Raw genomic sequence first — 12,500 nt, forward strand, 5'->3', positions numbered from 1 at the left:
ATGGAAAATATTTTGGATCTGTGGAATAAAGCACTTCAAAAAATAGAGACAAAATTGAGCAAACCTAGTTTTGAAACATGGATGAAGTCCACTAAAGCCCATTCTCTTCAAGGAGATACGCTGACTATTACTGCACCTAATGAATTTGCAAGAGACTGGCTCGAGTCAAGATACCTTCACTTAATTGCAGATACCATCTATGAACTGACAGGCGAAGAGCTCAGCATCAAATTTATCATTCCTCAAAATCAGGACGAAGAGGAAGCCATGCCAAAATCTCCAATCAAAAAAATGTCGAAAGAAGAACCCGTTGAAATTCCACAAAATATGCTGAATCCAAAATATACATTTGATACTTTTGTTATTGGTTCAGGCAACCGTTTTGCTCATGCCGCTTCACTTGCAGTCGCAGAAGCACCAGCCAAAGCATATAACCCGCTTTTTATTTATGGGGGCGTTGGTTTAGGAAAGACTCACTTAATGCATGCGATCGGTCATTACGTCATCGATCATAATCCATCAGCCAAAGTGGTCTATCTATCATCTGAAAAATTTACAAATGAATTTATCAACTCAATCAGAGACAACAAAGCAGTCGATTTCCGTAATCGCTATCGGAATGTAGATGTGCTTTTGATAGATGATATTCAATTTTTAGCAGGAAAAGAACAAACACAAGAAGAGTTTTTCCATACATTCAACACACTTCACGAAGAAAGTAAGCAAATCGTCATTTCTAGTGACCGGCCGCCAAAGGAAATTCCGACACTTGAAGACAGATTACGCTCTCGATTCGAATGGGGCTTAATTACAGACATTACCCCGCCAGATCTAGAAACGCGTATCGCGATCTTACGTAAAAAAGCAAAAGCAGAAGGTTTAGACATTCCGAATGAAGTCATGCTTTATATTGCCAATCAAATCGACAGCAACATCCGGGAACTGGAAGGTGCTTTGATTCGTGTCGTTGCTTACTCTTCTTTAATTAATAAAGACATCAATGCTGATCTAGCAGCTGAAGCCCTAAAGGACATCATTCCTTCATCAAAACCTAAGGTGATTACAATTAAAGATATTCAAAGAATTGTAGGGCAGCAATTTAATATTCGATTAGAAGATTTCAAAGCGAAGAAACGTACGAAATCAGTTGCTTATCCAAGACAAATTGCGATGTATCTCTCTAGAGAAATGACAGATTCCTCTCTACCTAAAATCGGAGAAGAATTTGGTGGACGAGATCATACGACCGTCATTCATGCTCATGAGAAAATTTCAAAATTAATCGTTGAAGATGAACAGCTTCAGCAGCATGTCAAAGAGATCAAAGAACAACTAAAATAATCAAGCTGATAAGATAAGTACGGGAAAATGTGAATAACTAGAGCATAGTCATACACAGTCTGTCCACATGTGGATAGGCTGTCTTTCCTTTCTTTCTACTGACTTATCCACATATTCACAAGCCCTACTAGTACTTCTACGATTTTTATTAAATAAATATATATACATGTCATTAAGAAAAATTAGGAGGACCACTATGAAATTCACGATTCAAAAAGATCGTCTTGTTGAAAGTGTCCAAGATGTATTAAAGGCCGTATCCTCTAGAACAACGATTCCTATTTTGACAGGGATTAAAATTGTTGCATCTGATGAAGGGGTTTCTCTCACAGGGAGCGATTCTGATATCTCAATCGAATCTTTTATTCCTCAAAGAGATGGAGATTTAGAAGTCATTACAATTGATCGACCAGGAAGTATTGTGCTGCAAGCCCGCTTCTTTAGCGAAATCGTTAAGAAACTGCCTATGTCTACTGTCGAAATTGAGGTAGAACAAAATCATCTAACCATCATCCGCTCTGGTTCAGCAGAATTTAATTTAAACGGCTTAGATGCTGAAGAATATCCGCATCTGCCACAAATTGAAGAGCATCATGCTTTTCAAATTCCAACAGATTTGCTTAAAAACCTTATCCGTCAAACGGTTTTCGCAGTGTCCACCTCAGAAACACGTCCTATCTTGACAGGTGTAAACTGGAAGGTTGAAAAAGGTGAATTAATATGCACAGCAACGGATAGCCATCGCCTGGCTTTAAGAAAAGCGAAGTTGGATATTAACGAGGAAAGCTCGTACAATGTGGTCATTCCTGGAAAGAGTTTAACAGAGCTAAGTAAAATTCTTGATGATGGACAAGATCTTGTGAGCATCGTCATTACGGAGACACAGGTTCTCTTTAAAGCACAGAACGTGCTGTTCTTCTCAAGATTGCTGGATGGTAATTACCCAGATACAGCTCGCCTGATTCCGCAAGAAAGTAAAACGGATGTAGTGGTGAATACGAAAGAATTCCTTCAAGCGATTGATCGCGCGTCACTTTTAGCAAGAGAAGGGCGTAACAACGTTGTGAAGCTTTCTGCTGATCCTGCGCAAAGCCTTGAAATCTCTTCTAATTCGCCTGAAATCGGTAAAGTAGTTGAAACGGTGCAAGCAGATGACATTAAAGGGGAGGATCTCAAAATCTCTTTCAGTCCGAAATATATGCTTGATGCTTTAAAAGTATTAGAGGGAACAGAGATTCATGTCAGTTTCACTGGCGCAATGAGACCATTCCTATTGCGCACGCCAAATGATGATTCCATTTTGCAATTGATTCTTCCAGTTAGAACGTATTAATTTGGTCTAAAATGGCTGCTGTGTGAGCGCACAGCAGCTTTTTTCCTCATTTCCTCTGCTTTCTTTCATCCCAGTTCGCTTTCCCCCTTTCCTTCTGGTCTTGTTTTTTAGTACAATTAGATATTAGTGATATTGAAAGAGGTCGATACAATGCCTAATCTGATAACGATTGAAACAGAAATGATTACATTAGGGCAGTTTTTGAAATTAGCCGAAGTCATTCAATCTGGTGGAATGGCGAAGTGGTTTTTAAGTGAACATGAGGTGTTCATTAATCAAGAGCCAGATAATAGACGGGGACGCAAATTATACCCAGGAGATGTTGTCGAGATAGAAGGTCACGGCACATTTCAAGTTGTGAATTAGAAACGGGTGACAATACATGTACATTCAAAGTCTGGCGTTAACTTCATACCGAAACTATGAACACACCGAGCTTCAATTCGACAATAAGGTGAATGTAATGATCGGTGAGAACGCCCAAGGTAAAACGAACCTGATGGAAGCGATCTATGTATTGTCGATGGCAAAGTCTCATCGTACGTCAAATGATAAAGAACTTATCCGATGGGACGAAGACTATGCTAAAATAGAAGGTAGAGTCATCAAAAAAAATGGTCCACTCCCCATGCAGCTCGTGATCTCAAAAAAAGGAAAAAAGGGCAAGGTCAATCACATTGAACAACAGAAACTCAGTCATTATGTTGGTGCCTTGAACACCATCATGTTTGCACCAGAGGATCTCAGTCTTGTGAAAGGTAGCCCGCAAATCCGCAGAAGATTCCTCGACATGGAGATTGGACAAGTTTCTGCTGTCTACTTGCATGATTTATCGCTCTATCAAAAAATCCTCACTCAGCGAAATCATTACTTGAAACAATTGCAAACAAGAAAGCAAACGGATCAAGCGATGCTGGAGATTTTAACAGAGCAGTTGATTGATGCGGCAGCGAAGGTTGTCAAAAGAAGACTTACTTTTACGAAACAGCTCGAAAAATGGGCGCAGCCTCTGCATTTTGGGATTTCAAGAGAGCTGGAAACGCTCACGCTCCAATACCAGACGGCAATAGAGGTATCAGAAGCGTCAGACTTGTCGAAAATAAAGAATAGCTATGAAGAATCGTTTCAGAAACTAAGAGACAGAGAAATAGACCGAGGGGTGACGCTATGGGGGCCTCACAGAGATGATCTTCTTTTCTTTGTGAATGGTCGGGATGTTCAGACATATGGCTCTCAAGGGCAGCAAAGAACAACAGCTCTTTCACTAAAGCTGGCAGAAATTGATCTGATTCATGAAGAAATCGGTGAATACCCAATTCTTCTACTCGATGATGTTTTATCTGAACTTGATGATTACAGACAGTCTCATTTGCTCCATACCATTCAGGGACGTGTACAGACCTTTGTCACCACTACGAGTGTTGAAGGCATCGATCACGCCACCCTGAAAGAAGCGGAAATTTTCAGAGTAGCCAGTGGAAAAGTAATTGACTGATAAATGAGGTGTGAGTCTTGTATATTCATTTAGGTGATGATTGTGTTGTTTCTACACGAGAGATTGTCGCAATTGTTGATTACAAAATGAGGTCATCTTCTGTTGTAGAGGAATTTCTTCAAAAACAAGAAGAACAAATCATTTCGTTGTCACATGGGACACCCAAATCCATCGTCGTCACAACTGAATCCGTGTATTACTCTCCTCTTTCCTCAAGCACGCTCAAAAAACGTGCTTCATTTGTGATTGAAATTGAAGTCTAAAAGCTCAATTCATATAAATATATCGTTTAAGAAAAGTGTAGGTGAATGTACGTGGCAATGGAACAGCAACATAATAGTTATGATGAAAATCAGATACAGGTGCTCGAAGGACTAGAAGCGGTTAGAAAACGTCCAGGAATGTACATTGGGTCAACCAGTGCAAAAGGGCTTCACCATCTTGTATGGGAAATTGTCGACAACAGTATTGATGAGGCTTTAGCTGGTTATTGTACAGACATTACAGTGCAAATTGAAAAAGATAATAGCATTACAGTGAAAGATAACGGCCGCGGAATTCCTGTTGGGATTCACGAAAAAATGGGACGTCCTGCTGTAGAAGTGATTATGACGGTTCTTCACGCTGGTGGTAAATTTGACGGCAGCGGTTATAAAGTATCTGGCGGTCTGCATGGTGTAGGGGCATCTGTTGTTAATGCGTTATCTACGACCTTAGACGTGACCGTATACCGTGATGGAAAAATTCATTACCAGCAATTCAAACGCGGCGTTCCAGTTGGAGATTTAGAGGTCATTGGTGAAACAGATGTAACAGGGACAACGACTCATTTTGTGCCAGATCCAGAAATTTTCACTGAAACCATTGAATTTGATTACGACACACTTGCTAACCGTGTACGTGAGTTAGCTTTCTTAACAAAAGGCGTCAACATCATCATTGAAGACTTACGTGAAGGCAAAGAGCGAAGAAACGAATACTGCTATGAAGGCGGTATTAAGAGCTATGTAGAACATTTGAATCGCTCGAAGGAAGTCGTTCATGAAGAACCAGTTTACATCGAGGGTGAAAAAGACGGAATCACCGTTGAAGTTGCACTGCAATACAACGATTCCTATACAAGCAATATTTATTCTTTCGCCAACAACATCAACACATATGAAGGCGGAACACACGAAGCTGGCTTTAAAACCGGTCTGACGCGTGTCATCAATGATTATGCTCGTAAAAATGGCGTATTCAAAGATGGAGACTCGAATTTGAGCGGTGAAGATGTACGAGAAGGCTTAACAGCCATTATCTCTATCAAACATCCAGACCCTCAATTCGAAGGACAAACGAAGACAAAGCTCGGTAACTCAGAAGCAAGAACCATTACCGACTCCCTCTTCTCCGAAGCACTTGAGAAATTCCTCTTAGAGAACCCTGATGCTGCAAAGAAAATTGTGGAGAAAGGTGTGATGGCAGCTCGTGCAAGAATGGCTGCCAAAAAGGCACGTGAGCTGACAAGACGTAAAAGTGCACTGGAAGTCTCTAGCTTGCCTGGGAAACTGGCAGACTGTTCTTCTAAAGATCCTTCCATCTCTGAGCTTTATATCGTAGAGGGAGATTCTGCGGGCGGATCTGCTAAGCAAGGTCGTGATCGACATTTCCAAGCGATCTTACCGTTAAGAGGGAAGATCCTAAACGTTGAAAAAGCACGACTAGATAAAATTTTATCTAACAACGAGGTTCGTTCAATGATTACAGCGCTAGGGACTGGAATCGGAGAAGACTTCACTTTAGAGAAAGCACGTTATCACAAAATTGTGATTATGACTGATGCTGATGTTGATGGAGCGCATATTCGGACGCTACTCCTAACATTCTTCTATCGCTACATGCGTGAAATCATTGAAAACGGTTATGTGTATATTGCACAGCCGCCTTTATATAAAGTGCAGCAAGGAAAGCGTGTTGAATACGTGTATAACGATAAACAGCTAGATGAACTGTTAAAAACACTGCCTCAAACACCGAAACCTGGACTTCAGCGTTATAAAGGTCTTGGAGAGATGAATGCTACTCAGCTTTGGGAAACAACAATGGATCCTGATGCGAGAACACTTCTTCAAGTTACACTTGAGGATGCAATCGATGCTGATGAGACTTTTGAAATGCTAATGGGAGATAAAGTAGAGCCGAGACGTAACTTTATCGAAGAAAATGCACAATACGTAAAAAATCTTGATATTTAGATAGGTATCCCCCCTTGAGAGCAACCTTATTTCTTGTTTGGAATAAGGTTGTTTTTCAAGAAACAGGGGCGTGAAACGAATGTCCTGGTTTTCTGCGTTTCGTCGATTTTCTAGTAAATAAATGTGTATAAAGGCAAGATTATTGATATAATGGAGAATAGTCTTGTGAAGATAAATACATATTTTACTCCCACATAATTTATTTCATGTGATACGTAAAGGGAGGTTCTTATAGTGAGTGAACAACATACACCAAATGTACGCGAAGTGAATATTAGCCATGAAATGCGTACGTCCTTTTTAGATTATGCAATGAGTGTTATTGTTTCGCGTGCATTACCAGATGTGCGAGACGGATTGAAGCCCGTGCATCGAAGAATTTTGTATGCGATGAATGACCTAGGTATGACAAGTGATAAACCATTTAAGAAATCTGCACGTATCGTTGGGGAAGTTATCGGTAAGTACCACCCTCACGGTGATAGCGCTGTATATGAAGCGATGGTTCGGATGGCGCAAGATTTCAACTATCGTAATATGCTAGTTGAAGGACACGGGAACTTTGGTTCTGTCGATGGAGACGGCGCAGCAGCCATGCGTTATACCGAGGCACGTCTTTCTAAAATTTCGATGGAGATCCTGCGTGATATCACAAAGGACACCATTGATTATCAAGATAACTACGATGGCAGTGAAAGAGAGCCAGTCGTTATGCCTGCTAGGTTCCCGAACTTATTAGTGAACGGGGCAACAGGAATCGCTGTAGGGATGGCAACAAATATCCCGCCACACCAACTAGGTGAAGTGATTGATGGGGTATTGGCAATTAGTCAAAATCCTGAAATGACGACACATGAACTAATGGACATCATTCCAGGTCCAGACTTTCCAACTGCAGGACAAATCATTGGCCGAAGCGGTATTCGTAAAGCGTATGAAACAGGACGCGGCTCTATTACATTACGTGCAAAGTCAAACATCGAAGAAACATCTAGTGGTAAGCAGCGCATTGTCATCAACGAGATTCCTTATCAGGTTAATAAAGCTCGTTTGATCGAAAAAATCGCTGATCTTGTTCGTGATAAAAAGATTGATGGTATTACAGATCTTCGTGATGAATCTGACCGTAATGGAATGAGAATTGTCATTGAACTGCGAAGAGACGCAAACGTCCATGTTCTATTAAACAATCTTTATAAACAAACGACACTTCAAACGTCCTTCGGTATTAACTTGCTTGCACTTGTTGATGGACAGCCTAAAGTGTTGTCTCTCAAACAATGTCTCGAATATTACCTTGAGCATCAGAAAGTGATCATTCGTCGAAGAACGGCGTATGAATTGCGTAAAGCAGAAGCAAGAGCTCATATTTTAGAAGGCTTAAGAATTGCGCTTGATCACTTAGATGAGGTCATTGCCTTAATTAGAGGCTCTCAAACTGCTGAAATTGCAAGAAATGGTTTGATGGAAAACTATAGCTTGTCTGAAAAACAAGCACAGGCCATTCTCGATATGCGACTCCAGCGTTTGACTGGTTTAGAAAGAGAGAAAATAGAAGATGAATACAAAGGGCTTGTTGACTTGATTGCTGAATTGAAAGCCATTCTAGCAGACAATGAGAAAGTTCTAGAAATCATTAGAGAAGAATTAACAGAAATCAAAGAACGCTTTAATGATACGCGTCGCACAGAAATTGTGACAGCGGGTATAGAAACAATCGAAGACGAAGATTTGATTCCTGTTGAAAATATTGTGATCACACTGACTCATAATGGTTATATTAAGCGCCTGCCTGCATCAACATACCGCAGTCAAAAAAGAGGCGGTAAAGGTGTTCAAGGAATGGGAACCAACGAAGATGATTTCGTTGAACAGCTGATCTCAACATCGACGCACGATACGATTCTCTTCTTCTCTAATAAAGGGAAGGTCTATCGAGCGAAGGGCTATGAGATCCCTGAATTCGGACGAACAGCGAAAGGGATTCCGATTATTAACCTTCTTGAAGTAGAAAAGGGAGAGTGGATAAACGCCATTATTCCAGTCAGCGAATTTGATGAAGATTCGTATCTCTTCTTTACAACAAGACACGGTGTATCGAAACGAACGTCATTGTCTCAATTTGCAAACATCCGTAACAACGGTTTGATTGCACTCAGCCTACGTGATGAAGATGAACTGATGGCTGTTCGTTTAACCAACGGTGAAAAACAAATCATCATCGGAACGAAAAAAGGAATGCTCATTCGTTTCGACGAGACAGATGTTCGTGAAATGGGACGTACAGCAGCTGGAGTTAAAGGGATTACACTTTCTGAGGATGACATCGTCGTTGGAATGGAAATCCTTGAGCCAGATGCAAACGTATTGATCGTAACTGAAAAAGGTTATGGTAAATTAACGCCTGAAAAAGAATATCGTGTCCAAAGCCGTGGTGGTAAAGGTCTGAAAACGTGCAAGATCACTGACAATAACGGTCCGCTTGTTGCAGTGAAGGCGACTAACGCTGAAGCTGAAGAAGACTTGATGATTATTACAGGCAGTGGTGTCATCATCCGTATGGCTGTTTCAGATATCTCCACAACTGGCCGAGTCACTCAAGGTGTCCGCCTGATCCGTCTAGGTGATGATGAACATGTCGCTACAGTGGCATTAGTAGAACAATCACCAGAAGACGATGAAGAGAATAGTGAAGAAAACGTAGAGTCAGATCAAGAGCAATCAGAGTAAAAATAAAGCCGGTTTTTCACCGGCTTTATTTTTTTTATGAAAAAACATGATTTTTTTTGAAATTAATAATGCTTTTTTCATAGATATGTGTTAATCTTTCAAAGGAGCAAAAAGAGGCTCTATTTTTTATCTCTTTTACAACAAAACTTCTTAAAAAAATAAAATGTTTTTCAAGAAAAATGTTGACTATTGATAGAGATATATGATATATTTAAGTGGTCGCTTTGAGAGAGTGACAAACAAGTTCTTTGAAAACTAAACAAGACAAAACGTACCTGTTAATTCGAGTTTTTATAAAAAAATCCTATGATACATCATAGGTAGTCAGTCAAACTGGCGAAAAACAAAACTTCGGTTTTGTACTTTTTCGGAGAGTTTGATCCTGGCTCAGGACGAACGCTGGCGGCGTGCCTAATACATGCAAGTCGAGCGGACAGAAGGGAGCTTGCTCCCGGATGTTAGCGGCGGACGGGTGAGTAACACGTGGGTAACCTGCCTGTAAGACTGGGATAACTCCGGGAAACCGGAGCTAATACCGGATAGTTCCTTGAACCGCATGGTTCAAGGATGAAAGACGGTTTCGGCTGTCACTTACAGATGGACCCGCGGCGCATTAGCTAGTTGGTGAGGTAACGGCTCACCAAGGCGACGATGCGTAGCCGACCTGAGAGGGTGATCGGCCACACTGGGACTGAGACACGGCCCAGACTCCTACGGGAGGCAGCAGTAGGGAATCTTCCGCAATGGACGAAAGTCTGACGGAGCAACGCCGCGTGAGTGATGAAGGTTTTCGGATCGTAAAGCTCTGTTGTTAGGGAAGAACAAGTGCAAGAGTAACTGCTTGCACCTTGACGGTACCTAACCAGAAAGCCACGGCTAACTACGTGCCAGCAGCCGCGGTAATACGTAGGTGGCAAGCGTTGTCCGGAATTATTGGGCGTAAAGGGCTCGCAGGCGGTTTCTTAAGTCTGATGTGAAAGCCCCCGGCTCAACCGGGGAGGGTCATTGGAAACTGGGAAACTTGAGTGCAGAAGAGGAGAGTGGAATTCCACGTGTAGCGGTGAAATGCGTAGAGATGTGGAGGAACACCAGTGGCGAAGGCGACTCTCTGGTCTGTAACTGACGCTGAGGAGCGAAAGCGTGGGGAGCGAACAGGATTAGATACCCTGGTAGTCCACGCCGTAAACGATGAGTGCTAAGTGTTAGGGGGTTTCCGCCCCTTAGTGCTGCAGCTAACGCATTAAGCACTCCGCCTGGGGAGTACGGTCGCAAGACTGAAACTCAAAGGAATTGACGGGGGCCCGCACAAGCGGTGGAGCATGTGGTTTAATTCGAAGCAACGCGAAGAACCTTACCAGGTCTTGACATCCTCTGACAACCCTAGAGATAGGGCTTTCCCTTCGGGGACAGAGTGACAGGTGGTGCATGGTTGTCGTCAGCTCGTGTCGTGAGATGTTGGGTTAAGTCCCGCAACGAGCGCAACCCTTGATCTTAGTTGCCAGCATTTAGTTGGGCACTCTAAGGTGACTGCCGGTGACAAACCGGAGGAAGGTGGGGATGACGTCAAATCATCATGCCCCTTATGACCTGGGCTACACACGTGCTACAATGGACAGAACAAAGGGCTGCGAGACCGCAAGGTTTAGCCAATCCCACAAATCTGTTCTCAGTTCGGATCGCAGTCTGCAACTCGACTGCGTGAAGCTGGAATCGCTAGTAATCGCGGATCAGCATGCCGCGGTGAATACGTTCCCGGGCCTTGTACACACCGCCCGTCACACCACGAGAGTTTGCAACACCCGAAGTCGGTGAGGTAACCTTTATGGAGCCAGCCGCCGAAGGTGGGGCAGATGATTGGGGTGAAGTCGTAACAAGGTAGCCGTATCGGAAGGTGCGGCTGGATCACCTCCTTTCTAAGGATATATGGAGCAGCGTACGTTTTTCGTCTTGTTTAGTTTTGAAGGAACTTGCAAAAGATCCTACAACATCATATCTTCGATATGAAAGATGGGCCTGTAGCTCAGCTGGTTAGAGCGCACGCCTGATAAGCGTGAGGTCGGTGGTTCGAGTCCACTCAGGCCCACCATCTTCTATTAAATCGGGGCCTTAGCTCAGCTGGGAGAGCGCCTGCCTTGCACGCAGGAGGTCAGCGGTTCGATCCCGCTAGGCTCCACCAACGTGTTCTTTGAAAACTAGATAACAATAAGTAATACATTCACATTGAATGCAATGCAAAGTTCATCACACATAGTGATTCTTTCTAAAGTAAGAAATGGTTAAGTTAGAAAGGGCGCACGGTGGATGCCTTGGCACTAGGAGCCGATGAAGGACGGGACGAACACCGATATGCTTCGGGGAGCTGTAAGCAAGCTTTGATCCGGAGATTTCCGAATGGGGAAACCCACTGCTCGTAATGGAGTAGTATCCATACTTGAATACATAGAGTATGAGAAGGCATACCCGGGGAACTGAAACATCTAAGTACCCGGAGGAAGAGAAAGCAAATGCGATTCCCTGAGTAGCGGCGAGCGAAACGGGAACAGCCCAAACCAAGAGGCTTGCCTCTTGGGGTTGTAGGACACTCTATACGGAGTTACAAAGGAACGATATAAGCGAAGAGGTCTGGAAAGGCCCGCCAAAGAAGGTAACAGCCCTGTAACTGAAATGTTGTTCTCTCCAGAGTGGATCCTGAGTACGGCGGAACACGTGAAATTCCGTCGGAATCCGGGAGGACCATCTCCCAAGGCTAAATACTCCCTAGTGACCGATAGTGAACCAGTACCGTGAGGGAAAGGTGAAAAGCACCCCGGAAGGGGAGTGAAATAGATCCTGAAACCGTGTGCCTACAAGTAGTCAGAGCCCGTTAACGGGTGATGGCGTGCCTTTTGTAGAATGAACCGGCGAGTTACGATCCCGTGCAAGGTTAAGCAGAAGATGCGGAGCCGCAGCGAAAGCGAGTCTGAATAGGGCGCATGAGTACGTGGTCGTAGACCCGAAACCAGGTGATCTACCCATGTCCAGGGTGAAGTTCAGGTAACACTGAATGGAGGCCCGAACCCACGCACGTTGAAAAGTGCGGGGATGAGGTGTGGGTAGGGGTGAAATGCCAATCGAACCTGGAGATAGCTGGTTCTCTCCGAAATAGCTTTAGGGCTAGCCTCAAGGTAAGAGTCTCGGAGGTAGAGCACTGATTGGACTAGGGGCCCCTACCGGGTTACCGAATTCAGTCAAACTCCGAATGCCGATGACTTATCCTTGGGAGTCAGACTGCGAGTGATAAGATCCGTAGTCGAAAGGGAAACAGCCCAGACCGCCAGCTAAGGTCCCAAAGTATACGTTAAGTGGAAAAGGATGTGGAGTTGCT

The 12,500-nt window shown here is 43.3% G+C and carries 7 protein-coding genes, 2 tRNA genes and 2 rRNA genes (1 of these 11 running past the window's edge); all 11 read left to right on the forward strand.

Going from position 1 to position 12,500, the window contains the following annotated elements; genetic code table 11:
• The gene (gene dnaA, locus MHI41_RS00005) at nucleotides 1-1,341 is read left to right on the forward strand and encodes a chromosomal replication initiator protein DnaA (RefSeq protein ID WP_008347594.1); all 1,341 of its coding nucleotides are present in this window, start codon (nucleotides 1-3) and stop codon (nucleotides 1,339-1,341) included.
• Nucleotides 1,342-1,537: 196 nt separating this feature from the next.
• Nucleotides 1,538-2,674, forward strand: coding sequence for a DNA polymerase III subunit beta (gene dnaN / locus MHI41_RS00010; RefSeq protein WP_008347596.1), 1,137 nt, complete (start codon nucleotides 1,538-1,540; stop codon nucleotides 2,672-2,674).
• A gap of 150 nt (nucleotides 2,675-2,824) precedes the next feature.
• The gene (gene yaaA / locus MHI41_RS00015) at nucleotides 2,825-3,040 is read left to right on the forward strand and encodes a S4 domain-containing protein YaaA (protein ID WP_008347598.1); all 216 of its coding nucleotides are present in this window, start codon (nucleotides 2,825-2,827) and stop codon (nucleotides 3,038-3,040) included.
• A gap of 16 nt (nucleotides 3,041-3,056) precedes the next feature.
• Nucleotides 3,057-4,169 (forward strand): DNA replication/repair protein RecF, encoded by a 1,113-nt coding sequence (recF, locus tag MHI41_RS00020; RefSeq protein WP_007497487.1) that lies wholly within the window; start codon nucleotides 3,057-3,059, stop codon nucleotides 4,167-4,169.
• A gap of 17 nt (nucleotides 4,170-4,186) precedes the next feature.
• Nucleotides 4,187-4,432, forward strand: a complete 246-nt coding sequence (locus MHI41_RS00025) for an extracellular matrix/biofilm biosynthesis regulator RemA family protein (protein WP_008347601.1) — start codon at nucleotides 4,187-4,189, stop codon at nucleotides 4,430-4,432.
• A 57-nt stretch (nucleotides 4,433-4,489) separates the two neighbouring features.
• Nucleotides 4,490-6,406, forward strand: a complete 1,917-nt coding sequence (gene gyrB / locus MHI41_RS00030) for a DNA topoisomerase (ATP-hydrolyzing) subunit B (RefSeq protein WP_029575421.1) — start codon at nucleotides 4,490-4,492, stop codon at nucleotides 6,404-6,406.
• Between the two features lie 234 nt (nucleotides 6,407-6,640).
• Nucleotides 6,641-9,136, forward strand: a complete 2,496-nt coding sequence (gyrA, locus tag MHI41_RS00035; RefSeq protein WP_342494430.1) for a DNA gyrase subunit A — start codon at nucleotides 6,641-6,643, stop codon at nucleotides 9,134-9,136.
• Nucleotides 9,137-9,500: 364 nt separating this feature from the next.
• Nucleotides 9,501-11,049: ribosomal RNA gene (locus MHI41_RS00040) — 16S ribosomal RNA — on the forward strand.
• 96 nt (nucleotides 11,050-11,145) lie between these two features.
• A tRNA-Ile gene (locus tag MHI41_RS00045) sits at nucleotides 11,146-11,222 on the forward strand.
• Between the two features lie 14 nt (nucleotides 11,223-11,236).
• Nucleotides 11,237-11,312, forward strand: a tRNA-Ala gene (locus MHI41_RS00050).
• A 98-nt stretch (nucleotides 11,313-11,410) separates the two neighbouring features.
• Nucleotides 11,411-12,500 (forward strand): 23S ribosomal RNA (locus MHI41_RS00055) (it continues 1,841 nt past the right edge of the window).
• Together the 16S and 23S rRNA genes with 2 tRNA genes alongside form the textbook arrangement of a ribosomal RNA operon.

It is taken from the genome of Bacillus sp. FSL M7-0307, assembly GCF_038627835.1.
GTDB classification, from domain to species: Bacteria; Bacillota; Bacilli; order Bacillales; family Bacillaceae; genus Bacillus; species Bacillus altitudinis.

Excerpts from the sequence above, each read along its gene's own strand:
- dnaA (WP_008347594.1), top strand. The coding sequence starts at position 1 with ATGGAAAATATTTTGGATCTGTGGAATAAAGCACTTCAAAAAATAGAG.
- dnaN (WP_008347596.1), top strand. The coding sequence starts at position 1,538 with ATGAAATTCACGATTCAAAAAGATCGTCTTGTTGAAAGTGTCCAAGAT.
- yaaA (WP_008347598.1), top strand. The coding sequence starts at position 2,825 with ATGCCTAATCTGATAACGATTGAAACAGAAATGATTACATTAGGGCAG.
- recF (WP_007497487.1), top strand. The coding sequence starts at position 3,057 with ATGTACATTCAAAGTCTGGCGTTAACTTCATACCGAAACTATGAACAC.
- gyrB (WP_029575421.1), top strand. The coding sequence starts at position 4,490 with ATGGAACAGCAACATAATAGTTATGATGAAAATCAGATACAGGTGCTC.